Consider the following 23,945-nt stretch of genomic DNA (forward strand, 5'->3'; position numbering starts at 1 on the left):
ATGGCTATGAAGCCGGGGCAAGCAAACCTGCGTCGCGCCGATTCTGGCGCGGCCGTTCTCATTCACGGACCAGTCCATGCGTTTGTCGCGCTATTTCCTGCCTATCCTGAAAGAAAATCCGCGCGAGGCCGAGATCGTCTCGCACCGGCTGATGCTGCGTGCCGGCATGATCCGCCAGCAGGGGCAGGGCAGTTTTTCCTGGCTGCCGCTCGGCAAGCGGGTGCTGGACAAGGTCTGCCAGATCATCCGCGAGGAGCAGAATCGCGCCGGTGCGCTGGAAATCCTGATGCCGACCATCCAGTCGGCCGATTTGTGGCGCGAAAGCGGCCGCTACGACGACTACGGCAAGGAGATGCTGCGCATCAAGGACCGGCAGGACCGCGACATGCTCTACGGTCCGACCAATGAGGAAGTGGTCACCGAAATCGTCCGCGCTTACGTCAAGTCCTACAAGGACCTGCCGCTCAATCTCTACCACATCCAGTGGAAGTTCCGCGACGAGGTGCGGCCGCGCTTCGGGGTCATGCGCTCGCGCGAATTCCTGATGAAGGACGCCTATTCCTTCGACCTCGATTTCGAAGGCGCCAAGGCGGCCTATAACAGGATGTTCGTGTCCTATCTCAGGACCTTCACGCGCATGGGCCTGCAGGCTATCCCGATGCGGGCCGATACCGGGCCGATCGGCGGCGATCTCAGCCACGAATTCATCATCCTGGCCGACACCGGCGAGAGCCAGGTCTATTGCGATCGCGATTATCTGTCGCTCCAGGTGCCCGGCGAAAACACCGACTTCGCCAATGACGGCCAGATCGCCGACATCGTCAAGACGTGGACGACGCCTTACGCCGCCACCGACGAGATGCACGACGAGGCGGCGTGGGACAAGCTCGGCGAAGCCGACCGGGTCTCGGCGCGAGGCATCGAGGTCGGCCACATCTTTCATTTCGGCGACAAATATTCCAAGCCCATGGGCGCCAAGGTGACCGGCCCCGACGGCAAGGATCATTTCGTCTCCGGTGGCTCCTACGGCATCGGCCCGTCGCGGCTGGTCGCGGCGATCATCGAAGCCAGCCACGACGAGAACGGCATCATCTGGCCGGAAGCCGTGGCGCCGTTCGACATCGCCGTGATCAACATGAAGGTGGGCGATGCCGACTGCGACCGCGTGTGCGACGAGCTTTATGCCGCCTTTGCCGATGCCGGCAAGGATGTGCTCTACGACGACACCGACCAGCGGCCGGGCGGCAAGTTCGCCACCGCCGACCTGATCGGCCTGCCCTGGCAGGTGATCGTCGGGCCGCGCGGCGTCGCCGCCGGCGAGGTCGAAATCAAGAATCGCAAGACCGGCGAGCGCGAGACGCTGCCGATCGCTGAGGCGAAAAAACGCTTCGGTGCCGCCGCATGAGCGAGGCGGCCGCGGCAAGATCGGCGGGCGCCGGTCCCTTTTCCGTCTTCGAACGCACGGTCGCATGGCGCTACCTGCGTTCGCGGCGCAAGGAGACGGTGATCTCGGTCATCGCCTCGATCTCCTTCCTCGGCATCATGCTGGGCGTCGCGACGCTGATCGTGGTGATGGCCGTGATGAACGGGTTCCGCGCCGAACTGTTGACGCGGATTCTCGGCGTCAACGGCCATTTGATCGTGCAGCCGATCGATTCGCCGCTCGAGGATTACGCCCAGGTCGCCGGCCGCATCAACGGCGTGCCCGGCGTCAAATACGCCATCCCGCTGATCGACGGCCAGGTGCTGGCGCAAGGCAATGTCGGTGGCGGCACCGGCGCGCTGGTGCGCGGCATACGCAGTGAGGATCTCGGCAAGATCGCCATCGTCGCCAACAACATCAAGCAGGGTTCGCTCGCCGATTTCGACAGCGGCGAGGGCGTTGCCATAGGCAAGCGCATGGCCGAGAATCTCGGCTTGACGCTGGGCGACACCATCACGCTGATCTCGCCCGATGGCGACGTGACGCCGATCGGCACGACGCCGCGCATGAAGGGCTACAAGATCTCGGCGATCTTCGAAGTCGGCATGTCGGAATATGACACTTCCATCGTCTACATGCCGTTCTCCGAGGCGCAGCTCTATTTCAACATGGACGGGCGCGCGCAGACGATCGAGATCTATGTCGACAATCCCGATAATGTCGACGCGCTGAAACCGAAGGTGGAAGAAGCGGCGCAGCGGCCGATCGACATGGTCGACTGGCGCCAGCGCAACGAGACCTTCTTTTCCGCCCTGCAGGTCGAGCGCAATGTCATGTTCATGATCCTGACGCTGATCGTGCTGGTGGCGGCCCTCAACATCATTTCCGGCCTGATCATGCTGGTGAAGGACAAGGGCCGCGACATCGCCATCCTGCGCACCATGGGCGCCTCGCGCGGCGCCATCCTGCGCATCTTCCTGATGACGGGGGCTGCGATCGGCGTCACCGGCACGCTCGCCGGCGTGCTGCTCGGTGTCGTTATCTGCACCAATATCGAATCGATCCGCCAGTTCTTTTCCTGGATGACCGGCAAGGTGCTGTTCAACCCCGAGCTCTACTTCCTCAGCCAGCTGCCGGCAAAGATGGATCCGCGCGAGACCACCTATGTCATCATCATGGCGCTCGCCCTGTCCTTCCTGGCAACGGTGTTTCCGGCATGGCGGGCAGCTCGCCTCGATCCGGTCGAAGCCTTGAGGTACGAATAATGGCCGAGGTCATTATCGAGCTGAAGAGCGTCGAGCGGCACTATGTCCAGGGGCCGCGCAAGCTCACCATCCTGAACGGCGCCGATTTTGCGCTGCGGCGCGGCGAGATGGTGGCGCTGGTGGCGCCGTCGGGCACCGGCAAGTCGACGCTGCTGCACACGGCGGGCCTGCTGGAACGCCCCGACGCCGGTGACGTCATCCTGTCCGGCCGGGCCTGCGGGCGGCTGTCCGACGATGAACGCACCTCGATACGCCGCAACGACGTCGGCTTCGTCTACCAGTTCCATCATCTGCTGCCGGAGTTTTCCGCGCTGGAAAACATCATGATGCCGCAACTGATCAAAGGGCTGAGCCGCAAGGAAGCGTCCGAGCGCGCCGCGCAACTGCTCGACTACATGCAGATCGGCAAGCGCGCATCGCACCGGCCGGCCGAGTTGTCCGGCGGCGAGCAGCAGCGCGTCGCCATCGCGCGCGCGGTCGCCAATGCGCCGCTGGTGCTATTGGCTGACGAGCCGACCGGCAATCTCGATCCGGTCACCGCCTCCTATGTTTTCGAGGCGCTGGAGGCGCTGGTCCGCCAGTCGGGCCTCGCCGCGCTGATCGCCACCCACAATCACGAGCTGGCCTCGCGTATGGACCGGCGCGTCACGCTGGCCGACGGCAAGGTGGTGCCGCTTTAGGGGCACTCGCTGCTGGGGCGAGTCTAACCTGGACACCTCCAGCGAGAGTTTCCGCGGATATAGGTTGTCGCTAGGGATTCCGATCTCTCCGAGAGTCCCAGGCTCAGAACCGCCAGTGAGCATTCAGTGCGATCAAGGTGGAAGAGATCGCGACCATCGCCAGGATGAGCAGCCAGGTTACAAAGTTGCGAGAGAGGCGCCACCGGCGGCCTTGTCTCATGCGCTTTCGCCAGCGATCAGCTTGATTGGCGCCTTTGTGTTCCCCCACGTCCATCACTCGGTATTCACACGGCTGCCTCACTATTGTCTCGGCCGAGACTGAGCGCAAGCAGGCGTCGCCTGTTGATAAGGTGCCGCGCCGTCAACCTTTTCTTAACCCTGCCGATTTGATCGCTCGAAGATTCCGGCCGCGCGCGGATTCTGCTCGTTGACTTTGAAACAAAATTAGAACAAATTGCGAACATATCAACAACAGGAGAGAGTTATGACCGATCTGGTTCAGGATGTCGTCTCGCTGGTTTGCATGAGTGCGTTTCTCGTTTCCATGGCGATCTGGATCGGAGCCATGTGATTTGGCGGCTTTCGCCGCAGTTCCGGCGGGCGCAAGGCCGCCCCGCCGTTAAGCTTTTCTTGCCGCCGCGACGTTAGGGTTCTCCTCCAAGGCAGGGAGCAACGTCCAGGTGTCGCCCATCATCACCGCCATTCTGGTGGTCAGCAATCTCGGGCTGATCTTTCTCTTGATAACCGTGCCGCTTGGTTTGCGAACGGTCAGGTCCACCCGCGTGGTTGCCATGGACCGGCAGCGTCTCTGGCAGGCGTTGTGGCCGCTCGGCAACGATGCCGGCTGGTCCGGCGAGATCCTGTCGGCGCAGATGCTGGACGGGGAGGGCGAGGCTCGCATCATGCTGTCGTGGGAAGGCCGCGACGGCAAGCCGATCGAGCGCAGGTCGAAGCTCGAAGACGTCGTCGAAGGCAGTAGCTTCACGATGCGCGTCATCGAGGATACCGCCCTCGATGGCTCGTTCTGGAAGGATTATAGCGAAACCACGGATCTCGCTTCGGAAGGCGGCGGCACGCGGGTGACGCTCGGCCGGACCGACCGCTACCGTGGCGTCGCCTTCCTGGTGTTCCGTTATTTCGCCATGCGCCGCGAACTTTCCAAGCTGCAGCGCTGGGCGGTCACCGGGCAGTATCGCAAGGGCGGCTGGTTCGAGCATCCGCTGAGCCAGGTCGGTTTCGCCGTGCTGTCGGCATTGATCCTGTGGCCGTTCTTCGGGCTGCACCTCGGCGGGCTGGCGCTGGCCTCGATCCTGACGTCGGTCGTGGCCTTGCACGAGCTTGGCCACATGGCCGCGTTCCGGCTGATGGGCCACCGCAAGGCGCGGATGATCTTCATCCCGCTGCTCGGCGGCATCGCGATTGGCGGCCGGCCCTACAACAGCCGTTTCGAGGTGGCCTTCGTGGCGCTGATGGGGGCGGGCTTCTCCGCCTTCCTGGTGCCGATCGTCATTGCCGCCAGCGTGTTTGCCGGCGGCGAGGGGCACAAAGCCGCCGCAGCGCTGCTGGCGGCGCTGGCCGGCTGTGCTGCCCTGTTCAACATCGCCAATCTGGTGCCGGTGTGGAAGTTCGACGGCGGCCAGGTGCTGCGCCAGATCTGCCCGGGGCCGATCGTGCTGGCGCTGGCCTCGTTCTTCCTGCTGTCCGCCTTCCTGGCGCTCGGCCGGCAGGCCGGCTTCTCGTCAGGGTTCCTGATCGTCGCGGGAGCGGTCTTTTCGATCCTCAGCCTGCTGACGGTGGGCAGCGGGGTAAAGCCGCGTCACGAACTGGAGCCGATCCGCACGGTCGACCGCTTCGCTATCGCCGGCGCGCTGCTGGCGGTGTTCGTCATCCATGGCTGCGGTGTGTTGTGGGCATCCGCGCAGCTCATCTAAGCCGCCCCGAATTGGAAAGGCTCAACCGGCCTTGCGGGCCGCTTCGATAGGCAATGCGATGGCCGGGCCGAAGACATCCTCGAAGGCGGATTTCAGCGCCAGATCGAGGTCGGCCATGCCAACGGGAAGGCCGAGGTCGACGAGGCTGGTGACGCCATGGTCCTGGACACCGCACGGCACGATGCCGCTGAAATGGGTGAGCTCGGGCTCGACATTGATGGCGATGCCGTGAAAGCTCACCCAGCGCCGAAGCCGGATGCCGATGGCCGCGATCTTGTCTTCGGCCGGTGAGCCGTCCGGGAGTGCGGGGCGATCCGGCCGCACCACCCAGACGCCGACCCTGTCCTCGCGGCGTTCGCCGCGCACGTTGAAGGCGGCGAGCGTGCCGATGATCCACTGTTCGAGCGCGGCGACGAAGGCGCGCACATCCTCGCGACGCCGCTTCAGGTCGAGCATCACATAGGCAACCCGCTGGCCCGGCCCATGATAGGTGTATTCGCCGCCGCGTCCTGCCGAAAAGACCGGAAAGCGGTCAGGCTCGATCAGGTCCTCGATGCGGGCGCTGGTGCCGGCGGTGTAGAGCGGCGGGTGTTCGACCAGCCAGACCATTTCGCCGGCGGCACCGCTGCGGATCGCCTCGGCGCGCGCCTCCATGAAGGCAAGCGCGTCGGGATAGGCGGTGAGGCCCGGCTCGATATGCCATTCGACCGGCGCTGACCCGGGCAGGGGCAGGAATGACGTGGCGATCTGGCTGCGTTCTGTCATGGCGTGTCGCTTTTTGCCCATGCATACCATAGCCCAAGACCGCCTTGCACTTCCGGGCGACATGCATTTGCTTCCATATGGCCTCAACGGGCAAAACGTCCAGTTCCGGCCCAGTTTTCCAATCCTGTGGACCGTTATGCCAATCGCTTGAGATTATTGCTCGCGGCGCACTTGTTTCGCCGGAAACGATTTGCTACACGCCGCGAGCCGGTCGGTTCCGGCTCCTACCACGTGCGGTCGTGGCGGAATTGGTAGACGCGCAGCGTTGAGGTCGCTGTGGGGCAACCCGTGGAAGTTCGAGTCTTCTCGACCGCACCATTCTCTCTCTCCGTTCCGGCTTGCCTCGGCGACGATGCGCGCCAGCATGCAATGGTGCACCAATCGCCATTCGCCACGCCAGCGTCGCAAATGGCGTGACCGACGAGATCGCGCTTGCCTATAGTGCCCAAGACAACTCCATCCAGGGGCATCGCGTATGTCGGGCAATTTTCGGGCCGTTGTCGTCGGTGGCGGCTGTGTCGGCGCAGGCATTCTTTACGGCCTGGCGAAGCGCGGCTGGAGCGATGTCGCGCTGCTCGAGCGAACGCAGCTCACCGCCGGTTCGACATGGCATGCGGCGGGGCTGATACCCTCCTATGCGCGCAGCCTCAACGTCGGCCGCATGATCGCCAAGTCCATCGAGATCTATGAAGGGCTCGAAGCCGAAACCGGCCAGAAGGTCGGCTGGCACAAATGCGGCCAGCTGCGCATCGCCAACACACGCGACCGGCTCGATGAATACCGCAGCTACATGGATGTCGCCGAAGTGCAAGGCATCCGGGCGCGGATCGTATCGCCCGCCGAGGCGCGCGAGATCTGGCCGCTGCTGAACAACAACGACATGCTGGGCGCGCTCTATCATCCCGATGACGGCCACATCGCGCCCGCCGACGTGACCCAGGCCATGGCCAAGGGGGCGCGCGACCTTGGCGCCAAGATCCATCTCGGCACCGCAGTGACGGGGTTCGAGCGGCTGCCGGGCGGCGAGTGGAAGATCAGAACCTCGCGTGGCGACATGATCTGCGAACACCTCATCCTCGCCACCGGCAACTATGCACGCCAGACCGGCGCCATGCTGGGCCTCGACATTCCGGCCATCCCGATCGTGCATCAGTACTGGATCACCGAGGCGGTGCCCGAAGTGGTGGAGCGCAAGCGGCTTGGCCTTCCGGAAATGCCGATCCTGAGGGACGAGGGCTACGAGGGTTATCTGCGCGAAGAGGGAGACGGGCTGATGTTCGGCCCCTACGAGCGCACCGAACAGCTCAAGCTGTTCGCCGAGAACGGCGTGCCGGAATGGTTCGGCGCCGACCTGCTCGATGAGGATTTCGACGCCGTCTCCTGGAACTGGGAACGGGCGAGCGAACTGGTGCCCGCGCTTGGGCGCGCCGGCATCAAGCGGAATGTGCGCGGACCTTTCCAGATGACGGCCGATGAACTGCCGCTGATGGGGCCGGCCTGGGGGCTTCAAAATGTCTGGCTCGCCGAAGGTGTGCCGGGCGGCATCCTGTGGGGCGGAGCGATCGGCCACTATCTTTCCGAACGCATTGTCGAAGGCGGCAACAGCATCGACACGGCGGAACTGGATCCGCGACGCTTTGGCGACCATGCCAACAAGAACTGGACTCGGGAGAAGGTGCGGGAAGCCTGGGGCACCCATGCGGCACAGCATTATCCGGGCCAGGACATGCCGGCGGCACGGCCGCAGAAGACGGCTCCTTCCTACGAGCGCCTGAGCCAGCTCGGCGCGGTGTGGGATGTGCTGAACGGCTGGGAAATGCCAAGCTGGTTCGCGCCTTCGGGTGTCGAGGCCCGCAATTCGTACAGCTGGCGCTGGACCGCCAAGGGCACCTATGTCGGCGAGGAGGTCCAGGCCGTCCGGCAAGCCGTTGGCCTGGTCGAAATGACGCCGATGACCAAGTTCGAGGTTAGCGGCCCGGGCGCCGAGCGCTGGCTCGACGGCATCCTTGCCAATCGCTTGCCGAGGCTCGGCGGCATCGCGGTCGCCCATCACCTGACGCCGGCCGGCGGCGTGCAGGCCGAGTATGTGGTGGCGCGGCTGGGGAGCGACCTGTTCTACCTCGTCTCGACACCGCGCGCCGAGCGCTGGAACCACGACGACCTCAGCCGGCTGCTGCCGAAGGACGGCAGCGTGCACCTGCGCAATGTCACCAACGATCGCGGCAGCTTCACGGTGGTCGGACCCAAAGCGCGCGACGTGCTGCAGCCGCTGACCGAGATCGATCTGTCGAACGAGGCTTTCCCGTGGTTCAGCGTCAAGTCGGCGACCGTTGGCCTCGCCAGCGACGTGCGGCTGATGCGCGTCAACTATTCGGGCGAACTCGGCTGGGAGCTTTATCATCCGCTCTGCTACCAGCGGCATTTGCTGGATGCGCTTCTGGCGTCGGGACAGGCGCATGGGCTCAGGCTGGTCGGGCTGCAGGCGCTGGAATCGTTGCGTCTCGACAAGTCCTACCGCGCCATGTACCGCGATATGAACCTCGAATTGTCGGCTTGGGAAAGCGGTCTCGACCGCTTCGTGAGGCTCGACAAGGGCGACTTCATCGGCAGCACCGCGCTGGCTGCGAAGCAAAAGCAGGGCACGACGCGCCGGATCGTCACGCTGTCCATCGATACGGACGGTGCGAGCGCCTTTGCCTATGAGGGCGTCTATCGCGACGGCAAGCTTGTCGGCCGCGTCACCTCGGCGGGCTACTCCTATACGTTTGGCCACGACATAGCGTTGGTGCTGCTGCCGCTGGAGCTTGGCACGCCGGGGACAACGCTGGAGGTTTCAATCCTCGGCGAGCGACGTCCGGCAAAGGTGATCGCGGACTCTCCCTATGACCCGGAAGGCGCGCGCGGGCGCATGTAGGGATCCCCAAGCACGTGGCCGTCCTATAAAGGCTGGACCTTTGGTCCGTTCGGCAGATCGATCGTAACAACGAGGCCGTTTGGCTCGTTGTCCTGCAACTCGATCTTGCCGCCGTGGCCCTGGATGATGTCCGGCGTCCCAGTCGTTGGGATCGAGCGCTCTCGATGCTTCTTCGACCAATCCGACCAGCATGTTCAGCCCCACCGAAAAGCTGCTGGAGCGTAAGATGGCGACGGTCTTGGCGGCCTCGGCTAGTTCGGGGGCATCGAATTCGGTCGAGCCGATGACCAGGGCTGGCCCACCGCGGGCGGCACACAATCTTGCCAGCGTGTTTGAGAGCCGGCCCGCCAGAACGACAGGCTGGCAAGCCGGCCCGCCAACCGCCGTCCTGAACTGAACCGGCGTCAAGGCGCCGGCCCGCTCGACTGTTTGGAAGAGGGCATTTGGGCGGCGCATTCAGATCGCGCCGCCTCCTGCTCCGGCAACTGCCGCAGGCCGGCTGTTCCCGGAGGTTACGCCGCCTTCTTCATCCTGGCCAGCGTATCGGCCACAACCTCGCCAAACGATGACGGCGTCGGCACGATTATCACCCCGGCCTCTTTCAGGATCTCGACCTTCTCCTGCGCCGATTCGCCGAAGGCGGAGATGATGGCGCCGGCATGGCCCATGCGGCGGCCTTTCGGGGCGGAAAGGCCGGCGATGTAGGCGACCAGGGGCTTGCGCATGTTGTCGCGCGCCCAGATCGCGGCTTCCGCCTCCTGCGGCCCGCCGATCTCGCCGATCATCACCACGGCGTCGGTTTCGTCGTCCTGCTCGAACAGTTTCAGAATGTCCTTGAAGGAGGAGCCGTTGATCGGGTCGCCGCCGATGCCGACGCTGGTCGACACACCGATGTCGAGCGCCTTCATCTGCGAGGCGGCTTCATAGCCCAGCGTGCCGGAGCGGCCGACGATGCCGATGCGGCCGGGCAGGTAGATGTTGCCGGGCATGATGCCCATCAGCGCCTGTCCGGGCGTGATCACGCCGGCGCAGTTCGGCCCGATCAGCCGCATGCGGTCTTCGAAGCGGTAGCGGCGCATGTAGCGCTTGACCTGCATCATGTCCTGCGAGGGGATGCCGTCCGTGATGCAGATGCAGAGTTTTATCCCGGCGTCCGCCGCTTCCATGATCGAATCGGCGGCGAAGGGCGGCGGCACGAAGACGATGCTCGCCTCGGCGCGGGTCTCGCGCACCGCGCCCTTGACCGTGTTGAAGACGGGCAGGCCGAGATGCTTCTGGCCGCCCTTGCCGGGGGTGACGCCGCCGACGAGCTTGGTGCCGTAGCGTTTCATGTCCTCGGCGTGGAAACTGCCGATCTTGCCGGTAAACCCCTGGACGATGACGCGGGTGCTGCGATTGAGCAGGATTGCCATTTTCTCGACCTCCCTCAGGCTGCTTTTTTCTTGGCGGCCGCGCGCCAGGCGGCGACGGCTTTTTCGGCGGCTTCGGCCAGCGTGTCGGCGACGATCACCGCCTCGCCGGAATCGGCCAGGATGCGGCGTCCTTCCTCGGCCTTGGTGCCGGAGAGCCGCACCACCAAGGGCACGTTGACGCCGACCTCGCGGATCGCCTTGATGACGCCCTCCGCAACCCAGTCGCAGCGGTTGATGCCGGCGAAGATGTTGACCAGGATGGTCTCGACATTCTTGTCGCCGAGCACGGCGCGGAACGATTTCGCCACCCGCTCGGGCGAGGCGCCGCCGCCGATGTCGAGGAAATTGGCCGGCTCGCCGCCGGCGATCTTGATCATGTCCATCGTCGCCATGGCGAGGCCCGCGCCATTGATGATGCAGCCGATATTGCCGTCGAGGCCGACATAGGAGAGGCCGCGATCGCTGGCGAAGGTCTCGCGCGGGTCTTCCTGGCTCTTGTCGCGCAGCTCGGAGATTTCCGGACGGCGGAACAGTGCGTTCTCGTCGAACGACATTTTTGCGTCGAGCGCGATCAGGCTGCCGTCGCGGGTCACCACCAGCGGATTGATCTCCAGCATGGAGGCGTCGTAGTCGCGAAACACTTGGTAGCAGCTGAAGATGGTCTCGGTCGCCTTGCCGATCAAATCGTGGTCGAGGCCGAGCCCGAAGGCGATCTCGCGTGCCTGGAAGCGCTGCATGCCGACGCCGGGATCGACCGATGTGCGCAGGATGGAATCGGGGGCCTTCTCGACGATGTCCTCGATCTCCATGCCGCCGGCGGCCGAGGCGACGATCATGACGCGCTCTTCCTTGCGGTCGAGGACGAAGCCGACATAGAGCTCCTGCGCGATGTCGACGGCTTCCTCGAGATAGAGCCTGGAGATCAGCTTGCCGCGCGGGCCGGTCTGCTGCGTCACCAGCTTGCGCCCGAGCATCGCTTCGGCGGCGTTGGAGATCTCCTCGTCATTGGCGCACAGTTTGATGCCGCCGGCCTTGCCGCGCGCACCGGAATGCACCTGCGCCTTCAGCACCCATTTGCCGCCGCCGATCTCGCGCGCCCGGTAGCTCGCCTGCTCGGGGCTGTAGGCCAGCCCGCCGCGCGGCACATGCACGCCGTGCCGTGCCAGCAGTTCCTTGGCCTGATATTCGTGGATGTCCATTTTTTCCTCCCTGAACAGTCAAAGTGCTGCGACGCGCGGCTCTCGTTGAGTAAGTTGGCCCGCGCGCTCGATCGCTTCGTTGACCACCAATACGTTTCTGGCCATGCGTTCCGACGCGGCGTCGATCATCTTGCCGTCGAGCGCGGCCGCTCCCTTGCCCTGGGCCTCGGCTTCCTTCAGCACTTCGAGGATGCGCCTGGCGCGCGTGACCTCTTTTTCCGGCGGCGAGAAGACATCGTTGGCAAGCGCGATCTGCGAGGGGTGGATCGCCCATTTGCCTTCGATCCCGAGAGCGGCGGCGCGCCTGGCGCCGGCGATGTAGCCTTCGGGATCGGAGAAATCGCCGAACGGCCCGTCGATGGCGCGAAGCCCATAGGCGCGGCAGGCGACGGTCATCCGCGACAGAGCGAAATGCCACTGGTCGCCGGGGTAGTCGGGGTTGAGGCCGCCGATGTTGACGGTGCGTGCCTTGCAGCTCGCCGCATAGTCGGCGACGCCGAAATGCATGGCTTCCAGCCGGCCAGGCGTAGCGGCAATCGCCTCGACATTGGCCATGCCGAGCGCGGTCTCGATCAACGCTTCGAGGCCGACGCGGGTCTTGAAACCCTTGGCCATCTCGATCTGGTTGACCATGGCCTCGACCATATAGAGGTCGGCCGGCACACCGACTTTCGGCACCAAAATGGTGTCCAGCCGGTCGCCGGCCTGTTCCATCACGTCGACCACGTCGCGGTACATGTAGTGGGTATCCAGCCCGTTGATGCGCACCGAGACGGTCTTGCCCTTGGCGCGCCAGTCGATGTCGTTGAGTGCCTGGATGATGTTCCTGCGGGCGCGCTCCTTGTCGGGCGGCGCGACCGCGTCCTCGATGTCGAGGAAGACGAAGTCGGCGGCGCTGTTGGCCGCCTTGTCGATCATCTCGGGGCTGGAGCCGGGAACCGCCAGCTCGCTGCGCTGCAGCCTCAGTTTCTTCAAATGGTTGATGGTGTGGCTCATTGTCGGTTCCCTCTCACGCCGCTTCGGCGACCGGCACCGCGGCCGAGGCGCGAAAATGCTGGATGGCGGCGCCGACGCCGGAGCCGGGCGCCAGCCGAACGCCGCAATCGAGCAGCGCCATTTCGGCCGCCGACAGCGAGGCGAGCACCATCACCTCGTTCAGCCAGCCGAGATGGCCGATGCGGAAGACCTTGCCGAACACCTTGTTGAGACCGCCGCCGAGCGAGGTCCGGTAGGTCTGGTAGGCACGCTTGACGACGTCGCCGCTGTCGATGCCTTCCGGCACCAGGATGGCGCTGACCGTGTCGGAATGCCATTTCGGCGCCTTGGCGCAGAGTTTCAGGCCCCAGGCGTCGACCGCCTTGCGTACGCCCTCGGCAAGGCGATGGTGACGGGCGAAGATGTTATCCAGCCCTTCCTCGGCGATCAGGTCGAGTGAGGCGCGCAAGCCGCGCAGCAGTTGCGTCGCCGGCGTGTAGGGGAAATAGCCGGCGTCGTTGGCGCGGATCATGTCCTCGAAGGAGAAGAAGCAGCGCCGGTGGGTCGCGGTTCTGGAAGCCACGAGCGCCTTCCTGCTGACCGACAGGAAGCCGAGGCCGGCGGGCAGCATGAAGCCTTTCTGCGAGCCGCTGACAGCGCAGTCGACGCCCCATTCTTCCTGGCGGAAGTCGATCGACCCGATCGACGACACGCCGTCGACGAAGAGCAGGGCAGGGTGGTTTGCATCGTCGAGCGCCGCGCGGCAGCCGGCGACGTCGCTGGTGACGCCGGTCGCGGTCTCGTTCTGCGTGCAGAAGACCGCCTTGATGCGGTGCGTCTTGTCGGCCTTCAGCCTCTCCGCGTAGAGTTCGAGCGGGACGCCGGTTCCCCATTCGCAGTCGATGATTTCGACCTCGAAACCCAGCCGCTCGGCCATGTCGACCCACAGATGCGAGAACTGGCCGAAGCGCGACATCAGCACGCGGTCGCCGGGGCTGAGCACATTGGTCATCGCCGCTTCCCAGGCGCCCGTGCCCGAGGACGGGTAGATGAAGACGCGACCGGTCTCGTTCTTGAAGACGCGTGCGATGTCCTCGAACAGCGGCAAGGTGAGATCGGGAAAGGACGCGGCGCGCATGTCCTCCATCGGCAGGTTCATCGCCTGCCGGACCTGTTCGGGAATGTTGGTCGGCCCGGGAATGAAAAGATGGGTGAAACCGGCCATGGTGCGAACTCCTCCTGATCCAGCAAAGCGGTGATGGGGAGTTTCGTTTCGATGGCCAATGCCGACAACACCTTGGTGGGTAACTTCTCGCCGCGCGCGGGTGGGGGCCGCCTACCCGGTTGGCCTACCGGTTGCCTTAGCCGAAAGGCTGCTTCTGGGTGCGCCTCTCGCGTGAATAGAGCGCGACGGCCATCGCCCGGTTGCGGACGTCGAGCTTGTCGTAGAGATTCTTGAGGTGGTACTTCACCGTGTTCTCGGAAATGCCGGTCCGTGTCGCGATCTGCAGATTGGTCCAGCCGTCGGAAAGTACCGCAAGCAGCTCGCGCTCGCGAACCGTGAGCTGCGCCAGGGGTGTGTCGTTGACCTTGTTGATGTCGATGTAGGGGATGCAGATGCGTCCATGCGCGACCGCCAGGATCGTCTCGAAGATGATATGCGGATCGTCGAACTGGAAGCAGTAGCCCTGGGCCCCGAGCCGCACGCACTGCTTCAGGATGCCGATGTCATGGTCGTTTGAAAACACGGCGATGCGCACGGGGAGCTTGCTGGCCTGGATTTCGGCCAGGACATCGGCGCCGTCCATGTCGGCGAGCTTCCAGCCGATGACGGCGACGTCGAATTCGCGTGCCGTCGCCAGTTCCAGGAAATGCTTGCCGCTCTGCACCGATGCCAGGAGTTCAAAGCGTCCGTCGCATTCCAGCATTTCGCGCAGGGCCGATATGACGAGCGGATTGCGTTCGGCGACGACCACGCGAACGCGCCGGTCGCCAACTGCCTTGCTCGTTTTCCCGGGTTTGCTGTTCAAGGGCGGTTTTTGTCCTGGGCTGATCGTGCCGCAACTCGGAGGCCCGGCTTCAGGCCCGGATCCGTATCATGACAATTCTGCCGCAATCGCGCCGGGGTGCTCTTTCCCCAGCGACATCGGCTGTCGCGCCGTCTGAAGCCGGGATTCGCTGGTTTTGATGGGATAGGCATTCCCAGGTCAGGCATCGGCGATGTGCTCGCCAGGTGGCGTGGAACAAGCGTTTCGTTTGATATTCCGTGCCTTAGGACGATAAGTTCTCAAATCGAATCGCGTCTTCAAGCAAGATGCAACGGATTTCCGCCAAACCGGTTTTCGCTTTAAGGTTCGATGCTCTAGACCTAAGACAGAATTTTTCGGGATGGCGGGAGGCGCTGATGGAGGACAAGCAGACGACCTCCGGCAAGGCGGCTGACGACATCCACGCCGATATTTATGGCGAGGATGGCGCGGTGCTTTCGTCCTTCCTTGCCCAGATCGGGGCCGCGATCGCCGACCGCGATACGCCGACGCTCAAGCACGAAGTCGACCACCTGCACCAGTCGGAACTCGGCGACTTGATCGAGGCGCTGCATCCCGAACAGCGGCGGACCCTGGTCGAGCTCCTGGGCGCCGATTTCGACTTTTCCGCGCTGACCGAGGTCGACGAGGCGATCCGCATGGAGATCGTCGATCAGCTGCCCAATGCGCAGATCGCGCAGGCGGTGCAGGAACTCGATTCCGATGACGCGGTCTACATTCTCGAAGACCTCGAGAAGGAAGACCAGGACGAGATCCTGTCGCAGCTGCCGTTCACCGAGCGGATCAGGCTGCGCCGCTCGCTCGACTATCCGGAGGAGACCGCCGGGCGGCGCATGCAGACCGAGTTCGTCGCGGTGCCGCCGTTCTGGACCATCGGCCAGACCATCGACTACATGCGCGAGGACAAGAACCTTCCCGACCGCTTCAGCCAGATCTTCGTCATCGATCCGAGCTTCAAGCTGCTCGGCGCCATCGACCTCGACCAGATCTTGCGCACCAAGCGCACGGTCAAGGTCGAGGAGGTGATGCACGAGACCCGCCATGCCATCCCGGCCACCATGGACCAGGAGGAGGCGGCACGGGAATTCGAACAGTACGACCTGCTTTCGGCCGCCGTCGTCGACGAGAACGAGCGCTTGGTCGGCGTTTTGACCATCGACGATGTCGTCGACGTCATCCAGCAGGAAGCCGAGGAAGATCTGCTGCGCATGGGCGGCGTCGGCGACGAAGAGCTGTCGGACAGCATCCTTTCGACCTCGCGCTCGCGCGTTCCTTGGCTGCTGGTCAACCTCCTGACCGCATTCCTGGCGGCTTCGGTGATCGGCCTGTTCGATCACACGATCGAGCGGATCGTGGCGCTTGCCGTGCTGATGCCGATCGTGGCCGGCATGGGTGGCAATGCCGGTTCACAGACCATGACCGTCACCGTGCGGGCGCTGGCGACCAGGGACCTCGACATCTACAATGCCGGCCGCATCATCCGCCGCGAAATGGGGGTGGGCTTCATCAACGGCATCGTTTTCGCCATCCTGATCGGCATCGTCGCGTCCGCCTGGTTCCACGATGCCAATCTGGGCGGCATCATCGCGGCGGCGATGATCATCAACATGTTCGTCGCCGCACTCGCCGGCATCCTGATCCCGCTGCTCCTCGACCGGTTCAAGATCGATCCGGCGGTGGCGTCGGCGGTGTTCGTCACCACCGTCACCGATGTCGTCGGTTTCTTTGCCTTCCTCGGCCTTGCGAGTTGGTGGTTTGGGGTCCGGTGATCGAGCTCAATTGACTTTTACGTAAATGCCGTGCGACGCTCGCGCGGGGTGCCGTGTCGATTCCGGCGCGGCAAGGGTTTTGGTTTGGGACGAAAGGCGACGCACGGCGATCGCCAGGGTTTCCGGCGTGTGGGAGTGACGATGCGGGAATATTATTCGATCACCGAACTGACCCGCGAATTCGACGTGTCGACGCGGACACTGCGTTTCTATGAAGATGAGGGGCTGGTGCAGCCGGTGCGGCGTGGCCGCACGCGGCTGTTTCGTCCCTCCGACCGCCACCTCATCCGGCAGATCATGCGCGGAAAACGGCTCGGCTTCTCGATCAACGAGATCCGCGAAATCATCCAGATGTACAAGGAGCCGCCGGGCGAGGTCGGGCAGCTCAAGCTGATGATCAAACGCATCGAGGAAAAGCGCGAGGATCTTCGGCAAAAGCGCCGCGACCTCGAGGAAACGCTGGCCGAACTCGACCAGGCCGAGGAGTCCTGCGTCGAGCGCCTGGTGGAACTTGGGGTGAATACCTGAGGGGCCAGATTCTATCGCGCGTTTGAGCGACAAACGTTCGTGACTGGCCGGAGCGTTTCGAACTTCGTCATCCTAGGGCGGAGCAGGAGCGAAGCTCCGTCGCGGAGACCCTAGGATCCATGCCGTTACCTCCGTCGTTGAGTGCAGCGGAGCAGAATTCTGCACTGTAGCGACGCTCAGATGTCGCGGCATGGATCCTCGGGTCTGCGCTGTGTCGCTGCGCTCCTTGCTCCGCCCGTGGATGACGACGGGATAGGCGTTCGGCCAATCCCCGAGGTATGCCGCCCCATCGGCCAAGAGCTGTCAAAATCTCTGCGCCGCGGAATACAGGCCCCGGCTCAGATCCAGCGCCGTACTCTCTTTGCATAATCCCGGTATTTCTTGCCGAACTTTGCGGCGAGCACCTTTTCCTCGCCCTTGATGGCGAGCTTCTGTGTGGCGAAAGCCGCTATGAACGCCAGTGGCAGAAACCAGACGATGCCTGTGACGAAGGCGACGCCGATCAACAGCAGTGTGTTGGCCAGATACATCGGGTTGCGGGTGATGCCGAAGGGCCCCGACGTGACGAGATGGTCGGGCACCGCGTTGGGATTGAGCGTCGTCTTGGCCCGGACCATCGTGCGGATCGCCGTGAACCAGAGTGCCGCGACGCCGAACAGCGCCACCCAACCGGCGGCGAACAGGATGTCGCCCAGGAGGTCGCCGATCCAGGGCAGGGGATAGAGCACGTCGAGAACGATGCTGATGGCGATGGCGGCGGTGTAGATCACCGGCGGCCACGGTATCCCTCCTGGCTTCGGCTGGCTGTCGGTCATTGCTGTCCCCCCTCGGTCATCTTGTCGTCGGTCTGGGCCGTGCAGGTGCCGGCCAGATCGCCCAGATGTGCCTTCCACTGCGCAGTCTGATCGTTGTTGTAGAGCCGATCAAGCGAGGATTCACCCTCCAGCGTGTCGAGCATGCAGCTACAATAGCTCGAACAGAACTTGGCGTCGCGCGACTGCTCGCACGAGATCTGGCAGGTCTTCAGGAAATTCACCTGAGGGGTTTCGACCTTGGCTGGCATCACCTGCGAGAACAGCCAGACGCAACCGATCAGCAGCGGCTGGTGGATCAGGTAGAAGGCGAGGCTGTGTCGGCCGATGAAGACCAGTGGATTGGCCCAGCGGCCGGCCGTCAGGCTTGCCAGGCGCGCCCGCATGCCGGAAGCGGAGGCAAGTTTCGCGACACCGATGCCGACAAGCACCGCGCCGAACCATGGAAACAGCGGCACATAGTCGTTAGAACGGGGATTGATCGCCGACAGGCCTATCCACCACAGCCAGGGATGATCCAGGGCCTCGAAGCGCTGATAGACCGGCGCCGCGATAACGAGTGCCGCCACAAGCAGGGTCAGCAACGCCGGCAGGCGCAGGAAGGCGAGGCCGAGCAGGCTGGCGAGCGCGATCTCGTGCAGGATGCCGAAAAAGATGAAGCCGTCCGGCGTCGCGATGCGGGTGACGATCGAGATGGCGACCGCGGCGCCGGCAACCATGGCGAACCGCTTCCAGAAGCCGTTCCAGCGGATTTGCCGGCCATGGGCAAGGTACAGGCTGACGCCGACCAGGAACAGGAAGGTCGAAGCGATGCAGCGGGCGTAGATCTTCCACCAGCCGAAGGCTGTGAGGCCGGGGTCGGTGTAGCCGAAGAACTCCAGATCCCAGGTGAAGTGGTAGCTCGCCATGGCGAGCAGCGCGATGCCGCGCAGGATGTCGATGGCGACGATGCGTTTTGGCTGATTCTGGACGGGTGCGGTCGGCGTGTCGATGGTCATGGTCTCGCGATCTGATTCAGCCCCGCCTTGAGGACTATCACGGTTGGCCGGGACAGAAGAAGACCGGGTTCCTCGGCACGGCGCCGCGTGGGCGCAGGCCATGTCGGATGCCGCTTTGGGCCAGCGCCGGAAAGGCTTTGACCAACTCGCTTTTCGCCACCTGCGCGTCGGTTTCCTCTTAATGGCCCGGAAACGGCCAAGGCAGATTTGACGGGTGATTCTGCTTTGGGGAAGCAATGTCGACCCATGTGCGCCATCCGATCTGGCTCCCGGCCCTCAAGGCCGCGGACGCGCGCACCTTCGCCTCGCTCTACGCAGTCGAATCCTTTGCGCGCGCCACGGTGTCCAGCGTCATTCCGATCCAGGCCTATGAAATACTGCACAACGAGCAGATGGTCTCCATCCTCTACACCATCGTGGCGCTGCTTGGCCTGTCGGTGACCCTGTTCATGCCGATGCTGATCCGCCGCTTTGCGCGGCGCTGGGTCTACACCGCAGGGGCCTGCCTGCTCGCCATCGGCTCGCTGTTCTTCGTCACCCACACGCTTGCCGGACAAGTAGCGGGGATGCTGTGCCGGGTGATGGGCGCCAGCGCGCTGTCGATCACGCTCAACCTCTACATCATGGACCACATCCGCAAGACAGACTTCATGCAGGCCGAATCGCTACGCATGGCGTGGTCGATGTTTGCCTGGACCGGCGGGCCGACGCTCGGCATTTTCCTCTACGCGCATTTCGGCATCTATGCCGCGCATGGCGCGGTGGCGGTGTTCGCCGTGGCCTTGCTGGCGCTGTTCTGGTTCTATCGGCTTGGTGACAACCAGTCGATCCAGCCGGGCAAGACACGACCGGTCAATCCGCTCGCCAATATCGGCCGCTTCGTCGCGCAGCCGAGGCTGAGGCTAGCGTGGCTGATTGCCTTCGGACGCTCCTGCTTCTGGACGACCTTCTTCGTGTACGGCCCGCTGTTCATGGTGATCACCGGCGAAGGCGAACTGACCGGCGGTCTGCTGGTCTCAGCCGGCAACGCGCTGTTGTTCATGGCCATCTTCTGGGGCAAGGCCGGAAAACGTTTTGGCGGCCGGCGCACCATGACGTTTGCCTATTTCGCCATGTCGGCAATGCTGCTGGCCGCGGGCACAGTGGGAGCGACGGCGCCGCTGCTCACCGGCGCCTTCCTGCTTGGCGGCGCGTTCTTCACCATTGCGCTCGATGCGCTGGGCTCGACCGCCTTCATGCGCTCGGTACGCTCCTACGAAAGGGCGCAGATGGCGGCGGTCTACCGCACCTATCTCGATTTTTCCGAGCTGACGCCGCCGCTGGTCTATTCCGTGGTGCTGATCTTCTTCGGGCTCGGCTCGGTGTTCGTCACGCTGAGCTTGCTGGCCGCGGTTTGCGGCTTCCTGACCTGGCGTTATCTGCCGAAGTCACTGTGACGGTCACGGCGAAAGCGCCGTGTGGCGCTCGCGCACCCAGTTGTGGAAGCGGTGCAGGTCATATTCCTCGGGCATCAGCACGCCGGCTTTGTGGCGCATGGAGCGCAGGCCCTTCTGGTTGACCTCGCAGATCGCCGCGTCCTCCTCCAGCACCTGCGTGCCGAAGGCGACGATATTGTCGATGTCGGCCGACGGGTCGCCGAGCGCTCCGGGCGCGAACAGCCATTCCGCGACCAGCCCGGTCTGTTCGGGGCCGAGCGGCACCAGCCGCACGGTCCGGACATAGTCGACGTGACCGACGATGAACATCGAAGGCAGGCTGGTGGCGTAGGTCTGGCCGGCGGCGCGCTCGGCCGGCGTCAAGCCCGCGAAGACCGGTGCATGGGTCTTGCCGTCGCGCGACCAGGTTTCGGCGCCGACGCGCAAACCACCCGAAAATTCCGGCGCGTCATTGTCGGCGTGGCGCACCCATTCGGGGTCGTCATGCCGGCTCATCAGGCCGCGGCCATAGATCGGCACCAGCCGCGACAGATCCTTGTGAACGCCGGGGCAGTGCAGGCATTCGTTGAAGTTTTCCCAAAAAATCTTCCAGTTGCAGTTCATCACCTTGCGCAGCACATGGCCTGATACAAGCGTCTCCAGCGGCCAATTGCCGAGATCGCCGGAGGCGGGATCGAAGGAGGCCTGCGCCGAGCCCGCCGCGCCCTCCTGCAAATTCGCGTCCTCCTGCAAATTCGCTCCCTCCTGCAAATTGACGAACACGAAGCCGCGCCACACCGAGAGCGCGACGCGATAGAGCGGATGGTCGGCCTTGTCGAAGCCTTCGGGCAGCGATTTCGATGGCACGCGCACGAGGTCGCCGCGCAGCGAATAGGACCAGGCATGATAGGGGCAAGTGATCAGCCGCGCCTTCAGCCGGCCTTCGCTTTCCTGGCACAGCTGCGAGCCGCGATGCCGGCAGGTGTTGTGGAACGCGCGCAGTTCGCCGGTCTCGTCGCGCAGCACGACGATTTCCTGCGTGCCGACGCGGAAGGTGCGGAAAGCCAGCGGTTGGGCGAGATCGGCTTCCCGGCAGACGAGCAGCCAGCTTCGATACCAGATCGCATCGAGGTCGCGCTGATAGCTCTCGCCGTCCCAATAGGCCGATGACGACAACGTCGCTTCAGCCCGGGTCAGGCCGTTGTAGCGATCGCGTTCGCTGGCATTGGGCTGCAGGACTGGTGGCTGCAGGGCTGGAGGCTGCATGGCTCGCTTCCCGTGAAGTGGCCAGCCGACACCCGGCCGGGATGATTGTCAATTGTGGTGCCGAGAACGGCCGATGTCGCCGGCATGGCGCAATCGCGCTGGTTGCCGGCGGAATTTGGTTTGCCGCGTGTCGTGATTTTCCGTATAGTCACGCTGTCGTCGGTTCCGTTTTGGAGCCAAGAGGGAATGCGGTGCGGGCTCAATTGTCGCCCAATGCCGTGGCTGCCCCCGCAACTGTGTGCGGTAGTCCTCTCCATATGCCACTGAAGATTTTTTCTTCGGGAAGGTGGAGAAGGGCGCTGATCCGCGAGCCAGGAGACCTGCCGGCGACAGGAAACTGACTTCGATACCCTCGGGTGGAGGGTGAAAGGACAAGACATGAATACTGCCTCCGTCTCCCTCGGCGCCTCGGTCTCCTCGCAGTCGCGCTTCATGCAGCTCGCGCTAGCCGCGCTGCTCGGCATCTTCGTCGTCGGCTTCGTCGGCTTCTCGCATATCGATGCGGTCCACAATGCCGCCCACGACTATCGTCATTCGATGGCGTTTCCCTGCCACTGACGAGGATTTGACATCATGAACCTGTTTCGCAACGTCGTGTTCATCGCGGCGATCGCAGGGCTTGTGGCCGGCGTCGTTCTCGCCTGCATGCAGGCCTATGCCACCGTGCCGCTTATCCTCAAGGCCGAAGTCTACGAGCAGGCCGGTGGCGGCCACCATCATGACCAGGCCGCGCCCACTGCCGCGGATACCAATGCCATGAGCACCGCCGCACCGGCGGGGCATGCCATGAGCTCCGCCGCGCCGGCGCCGGCCGAAGCCGCCGCTCCGGCGGAAGACGAAGGCTGGGCGCCGGCCGATGGTTTCGAGCGTTTCGGCTTCAGCGTGCTTGCCAACATCGTCACCGGCATCGGCTTCGCGCTGGTCCTGGTCGCGGTCTCGGAATTCGCGGGCGGCATCGGCAATTGGCGCCAGGGTGTGTTCTGGGGCCTGGCAGGGTTTGCCGTGTTCACGCTGGCGCCTGGCCTCGGCCTGCCGCCGGAACTGCCGGCGATGCCGGCGGCCGAGTTGCTGCCGCGCCAGATTTGGTGGGTCTCGACGGTGGCGGCCACGGCGATCGGTCTTGGGCTGATCGCCTTCCGCAAATCGCTGCCGCTCGCGATCCTCGGCGTGGCTTTGATCGTCGCCCCGCATATTGTCGGTGCGCCGCAGCCCGACAGTTTCGAGACGCCGATCCCGGAAGGCCTGCATCATCAGTTCGTGGTGGCGGTGACCGTAACCAATCTGGTGTTCTGGCTGGTGCTCGGCGCGGTCGTCGGCGTGGTGCGCGGCCGCTTCACCGGCACCGCGACCAGCCTGCGCGACAGCTTTGCCTGATCAAGGCAAGCTGACTTTCATCATTGGTGGCGCGCGCTCCGGCAAGAGCGCGCACGCCGAGACCCTGGCGACGGCGTTGCCTTCGCCATGGACCTATATCGCCACGGCTGAAGCCTATGACGACGAGATGCGCGAGCGCATCGCGGTGCACCGCTCGCGGCGCGGCGAAGGGTGGTCAACCATCGATGCACCACTGGACCTCGCCGGCGCGCTCGAGGCTTTGCCCGACAATCAGCCGGTGCTTGTCGACTGCCTGACCCTGTGGCTGACCAATCACATGCTGGCCGAACACGATATCGAGCAGGAATGCCGGCGGCTGACTGACGTGCTGTTGCGACCGCGCGGGTCCTGGTTCGTGGTGTCCAACGAAGTCGGGCAAGGCATCGTGCCGGACAACGCGCTGGCGCGTCGGTTCCGCGATGCCGCCGGCCGGCTCAACCAGCAGGTTGCGGCGATTGCCGATACGGTGCTTTTGATGGTGGCCGGGCTGCCGCTCAAGGTGAAGTGAGATGACTGATATAGACGGCAAGGCCAGTGAAAACAGGGATGAAGAGCGCCACCGCGCCAAGATGGCCAAGCGCAAGGCGGTGCAGGACGCCGAGGTTGCGAGCAAGACGGTCGAGAAGGGCCTGCTGATCGTCAACACCGGCCCCGGCAAGGGCAAGACCACGGCTGCGTTCGGCCTGGCGCTGCGGATGCTCGGCTATGGCAAGCGGGTCGGCGTCGTCCAGTTCATCAAGGGCAAATGGCACACCGGTGAGAAAGACGCTTTCGCCGCTTTCGGCGACCGCGTCGTCTGGCACGCGATGGGCGAGGGTTTCACCTGGGAGACGCAGGATTTGAAGCGCGATATCGCGGCGGCCGAGGCCGCCTGGGCCAAGGCGCTTGAATTGATCGCCGATCCGTCGATCAGTCTCGTCGTGCTCGACGAGCTCAACATCGCGCTGCGCTACGATTATCTCGATCTCGACAAGGTGGTTGCCGCGCTGAAGGCTCGTCGCGAGGGTCTGCATGTCGTCGTCACCGGCCGCAACGCCAAGCCGGCGCTGGTCGAAGCGGCCGATCTGGTCACCGAGATGGGCGTGACCAAGCACCATTTTTCCGCGGGCGTGAAGGCGCAGCAGGGGATCGAGTTCTGACCGTTCCTTACCCTCCCCCTTGTGGGGAGGGT

General features: G+C 64.2%; 21 protein-coding genes, 1 tRNA gene, 1 pseudogene and 1 riboswitch. Of the genes and pseudogenes, 13 read left to right on the forward strand and 10 right to left on the reverse strand.

The window, feature by feature from the left end; all coding sequences use genetic code 11:
* Positions 1-76 precede the first annotated feature (76 nt).
* The 4 genes from proS (at position 77) to LB577_RS28075 (ending at position 5,299) form a co-directional block, all read left to right on the forward strand.
* Complete coding sequence (proS, locus tag LB577_RS28060; protein ID WP_224689786.1) at positions 77-1,405, forward strand: proline--tRNA ligase; 1,329 nt, start codon at positions 77-79, stop codon at positions 1,403-1,405.
* Positions 1,402-2,688: a lipoprotein-releasing ABC transporter permease subunit gene (locus tag LB577_RS28065; RefSeq protein ID WP_023763326.1), complete on the forward strand. Its 1,287-nt coding sequence runs from the start codon at positions 1,402-1,404 to the stop codon at positions 2,686-2,688. The genes proS and LB577_RS28065 overlap by 4 nt, the downstream gene beginning before the upstream one ends.
* Positions 2,685-3,368, forward strand: a complete 684-nt coding sequence (locus tag LB577_RS28070) for an ABC transporter ATP-binding protein (protein WP_023763668.1) — start codon at positions 2,685-2,687, stop codon at positions 3,366-3,368. Before LB577_RS28065 ends, LB577_RS28070 begins: the two co-directional genes overlap by 4 nt.
* A gap of 680 nt (positions 3,369-4,048) precedes the next feature.
* A complete protein-coding gene (locus tag LB577_RS28075) occupies positions 4,049-5,299 on the forward strand; it encodes a site-2 protease family protein (protein WP_224689787.1) in 1,251 nt (416 codons plus the stop codon).
* Between the two features lie 21 nt (positions 5,300-5,320).
* Here LB577_RS28075 and lipB read toward each other — a convergent pair whose 3' ends face one another.
* Positions 5,321-6,064, reverse strand: a complete 744-nt coding sequence (gene lipB / locus LB577_RS28080) for a lipoyl(octanoyl) transferase LipB (RefSeq protein WP_224689788.1) — start codon at positions 6,062-6,064, stop codon at positions 5,321-5,323.
* 233 nt (positions 6,065-6,297) lie between these two features.
* On the opposite strand from lipB, the gene LB577_RS28085 reads away from it, so the two are divergent.
* Both LB577_RS28085 and LB577_RS28090 read left to right on the forward strand, forming a co-directional pair.
* Positions 6,298-6,382: transfer RNA gene (locus tag LB577_RS28085), tRNA-Leu, on the forward strand.
* Positions 6,383-6,539: 157 nt separating this feature from the next.
* Positions 6,540-8,978 (forward strand): FAD-dependent oxidoreductase, encoded by a 2,439-nt coding sequence (locus LB577_RS28090; protein WP_224689789.1) that lies wholly within the window; start codon positions 6,540-6,542, stop codon positions 8,976-8,978.
* A gap of 123 nt (positions 8,979-9,101) precedes the next feature.
* Here the strand turns inward: LB577_RS28090 and LB577_RS28095 are convergent.
* The 6 genes and pseudogenes from LB577_RS28095 to LB577_RS28120 form a co-directional block, all read right to left on the reverse strand.
* Positions 9,102-9,314 (reverse strand): annotated as a pseudogene (locus LB577_RS28095) (4-hydroxy-tetrahydrodipicolinate reductase); the annotation flags it as partial.
* A 176-nt stretch (positions 9,315-9,490) separates the two neighbouring features.
* A complete protein-coding gene (gene sucD / locus LB577_RS28100; protein WP_224689790.1) occupies positions 9,491-10,390 on the reverse strand; it encodes a succinate--CoA ligase subunit alpha in 900 nt (299 codons plus the stop codon).
* 14 nt (positions 10,391-10,404) lie between these two features.
* Entirely contained in the window at positions 10,405-11,589 is a 1,185-nt protein-coding gene (locus tag LB577_RS28105) for a malate--CoA ligase subunit beta (RefSeq protein ID WP_224689791.1), read from the reverse strand.
* Between the two features lie 18 nt (positions 11,590-11,607).
* A complete protein-coding gene (locus LB577_RS28110) occupies positions 11,608-12,585 on the reverse strand; it encodes an HpcH/HpaI aldolase/citrate lyase family protein (RefSeq protein WP_224689792.1) in 978 nt (325 codons plus the stop codon).
* Between the two features lie 13 nt (positions 12,586-12,598).
* Entirely contained in the window at positions 12,599-13,789 is a 1,191-nt protein-coding gene (locus LB577_RS28115; RefSeq protein ID WP_224689793.1) for an aminotransferase class V-fold PLP-dependent enzyme, read from the reverse strand.
* Positions 13,790-13,925: 136 nt separating this feature from the next.
* Positions 13,926-14,594 carry a LuxR C-terminal-related transcriptional regulator gene (locus tag LB577_RS28120; RefSeq protein WP_023779197.1) on the reverse strand — a complete coding sequence of 223 codons (669 nt, stop codon included), beginning with the start codon at positions 14,592-14,594 and terminating at the stop codon, positions 13,926-13,928.
* Between the two features lie 374 nt (positions 14,595-14,968).
* Here LB577_RS28120 and mgtE point away from each other — a divergent pair, with 374 nt between their 5' ends.
* Positions 14,969-16,381: a magnesium transporter gene (gene mgtE, locus LB577_RS28125; protein WP_224689794.1), complete on the forward strand. Its 1,413-nt coding sequence runs from the start codon at positions 14,969-14,971 to the stop codon at positions 16,379-16,381.
* A 141-nt stretch (positions 16,382-16,522) separates the two neighbouring features.
* Positions 16,523-16,909, forward strand: coding sequence for a MerR family transcriptional regulator (locus tag LB577_RS28130; RefSeq protein ID WP_006203215.1), 387 nt, complete (start codon positions 16,523-16,525; stop codon positions 16,907-16,909).
* A gap of 338 nt (positions 16,910-17,247) precedes the next feature.
* Here the strand turns inward: LB577_RS28130 and LB577_RS28135 are convergent, their stop codons facing one another.
* Both LB577_RS28135 and LB577_RS28140 read right to left on the reverse strand, forming a co-directional pair.
* Positions 17,248-17,724 (reverse strand): methyltransferase family protein, encoded by a 477-nt coding sequence (locus LB577_RS28135; protein ID WP_224689795.1) that lies wholly within the window; start codon positions 17,722-17,724, stop codon positions 17,248-17,250.
* The gene (locus LB577_RS28140) at positions 17,721-18,719 is read right to left on the reverse strand and encodes a heparan-alpha-glucosaminide N-acetyltransferase (RefSeq protein ID WP_023779199.1); all 999 of its coding nucleotides are present in this window, start codon (positions 18,717-18,719) and stop codon (positions 17,721-17,723) included. Before LB577_RS28140 ends, LB577_RS28135 begins: the two co-directional genes overlap by 4 nt.
* Positions 18,720-18,955: 236 nt before the next feature.
* Here LB577_RS28140 and LB577_RS28145 point away from each other — a divergent pair, with 236 nt between their 5' ends.
* Positions 18,956-20,155: an MFS transporter gene (locus LB577_RS28145; protein ID WP_224689796.1), complete on the forward strand. Its 1,200-nt coding sequence runs from the start codon at positions 18,956-18,958 to the stop codon at positions 20,153-20,155.
* 3 nt (positions 20,156-20,158) lie between these two features.
* On the opposite strand, the gene LB577_RS28150 is transcribed toward LB577_RS28145, so the two are convergent.
* Positions 20,159-21,400, reverse strand: coding sequence for an aromatic ring-hydroxylating oxygenase subunit alpha (locus LB577_RS28150; RefSeq protein WP_224689797.1), 1,242 nt, complete (start codon positions 21,398-21,400; stop codon positions 20,159-20,161).
* Between the two features lie 143 nt (positions 21,401-21,543).
* Positions 21,544-21,743: riboswitch (cobalamin riboswitch) on the forward strand.
* A 35-nt stretch (positions 21,744-21,778) separates the two neighbouring features.
* On the opposite strand from LB577_RS28150, the gene LB577_RS28155 reads away from it, so the two are divergent.
* Genes LB577_RS28155 through cobO form a run of 4 tightly spaced genes read left to right on the forward strand, consistent with a single transcriptional unit; the run spans position 21,779 to position 23,913 of the window.
* On the forward strand, positions 21,779-21,958 hold the full coding sequence (locus tag LB577_RS28155) for a CbtB domain-containing protein (protein ID WP_023763342.1): 180 nt from the start codon (positions 21,779-21,781) through the stop codon (positions 21,956-21,958).
* A 15-nt stretch (positions 21,959-21,973) separates the two neighbouring features.
* Positions 21,974-22,774, forward strand: coding sequence for a CbtA family protein (locus LB577_RS28160; protein ID WP_224689798.1), 801 nt, complete (start codon positions 21,974-21,976; stop codon positions 22,772-22,774).
* Positions 22,767-23,282, forward strand: a complete 516-nt coding sequence (cobU, locus tag LB577_RS28165; RefSeq protein WP_224689799.1) for a bifunctional adenosylcobinamide kinase/adenosylcobinamide-phosphate guanylyltransferase — start codon at positions 22,767-22,769, stop codon at positions 23,280-23,282. The genes LB577_RS28160 and cobU overlap by 8 nt, the downstream gene beginning before the upstream one ends.
* Position 23,283: 1 nt before the next feature.
* Positions 23,284-23,913, forward strand: coding sequence for a cob(I)yrinic acid a,c-diamide adenosyltransferase (gene cobO / locus LB577_RS28170; protein WP_224689800.1), 630 nt, complete (start codon positions 23,284-23,286; stop codon positions 23,911-23,913).
* Positions 23,914-23,945: the final 32 nt, after the last annotated feature.

Source organism: Mesorhizobium sp. B283B1A, from assembly GCF_020165735.1.
Lineage (GTDB): Bacteria > Pseudomonadota > Alphaproteobacteria > Rhizobiales > Rhizobiaceae > Mesorhizobium > Mesorhizobium opportunistum.

Bases quoted from the DNA above. Each gene is read 5' to 3' on its own strand.
- sucD (WP_224689790.1), bottom strand. From the start codon at position 10,390: ATGGCAATCCTGCTCAATCGCAGCACCCGCGTCATCGTCCAGGGGTTT.
- LB577_RS28105 (WP_224689791.1), bottom strand. From the start codon at position 11,589: ATGGACATCCACGAATATCAGGCCAAGGAACTGCTGGCACGGCACGGC.
- LB577_RS28115 (WP_224689793.1), bottom strand. From the start codon at position 13,789: ATGGCCGGTTTCACCCATCTTTTCATTCCCGGGCCGACCAACATTCCC.
- LB577_RS28140 (WP_023779199.1), bottom strand. From the start codon at position 18,719: ATGACCATCGACACGCCGACCGCACCCGTCCAGAATCAGCCAAAACGC.
- LB577_RS28110 (WP_224689792.1), bottom strand. From the start codon at position 12,585: ATGAGCCACACCATCAACCATTTGAAGAAACTGAGGCTGCAGCGCAGC.
- LB577_RS28145 (WP_224689796.1), top strand. From the start codon at position 18,956: ATGTCGACCCATGTGCGCCATCCGATCTGGCTCCCGGCCCTCAAGGCC.
- cobO (WP_224689800.1), top strand. From the start codon at position 23,284: ATGACTGATATAGACGGCAAGGCCAGTGAAAACAGGGATGAAGAGCGC.
- LB577_RS28130 (WP_006203215.1), top strand. From the start codon at position 16,523: ATGCGGGAATATTATTCGATCACCGAACTGACCCGCGAATTCGACGTG.
- LB577_RS28160 (WP_224689798.1), top strand. From the start codon at position 21,974: ATGAACCTGTTTCGCAACGTCGTGTTCATCGCGGCGATCGCAGGGCTT.
- LB577_RS28150 (WP_224689797.1), bottom strand. From the start codon at position 21,400: ATGCAGCCTCCAGCCCTGCAGCCACCAGTCCTGCAGCCCAATGCCAGC.
- lipB (WP_224689788.1), bottom strand. From the start codon at position 6,064: ATGACAGAACGCAGCCAGATCGCCACGTCATTCCTGCCCCTGCCCGGG.
- LB577_RS28065 (WP_023763326.1), top strand. From the start codon at position 1,402: ATGAGCGAGGCGGCCGCGGCAAGATCGGCGGGCGCCGGTCCCTTTTCC.
- LB577_RS28155 (WP_023763342.1), top strand. From the start codon at position 21,779: ATGAATACTGCCTCCGTCTCCCTCGGCGCCTCGGTCTCCTCGCAGTCG.
- LB577_RS28135 (WP_224689795.1), bottom strand. From the start codon at position 17,724: ATGACCGACAGCCAGCCGAAGCCAGGAGGGATACCGTGGCCGCCGGTG.
- mgtE (WP_224689794.1), top strand. From the start codon at position 14,969: ATGGAGGACAAGCAGACGACCTCCGGCAAGGCGGCTGACGACATCCAC.
- proS (WP_224689786.1), top strand. From the start codon at position 77: ATGCGTTTGTCGCGCTATTTCCTGCCTATCCTGAAAGAAAATCCGCGC.
- LB577_RS28090 (WP_224689789.1), top strand. From the start codon at position 6,540: ATGTCGGGCAATTTTCGGGCCGTTGTCGTCGGTGGCGGCTGTGTCGGC.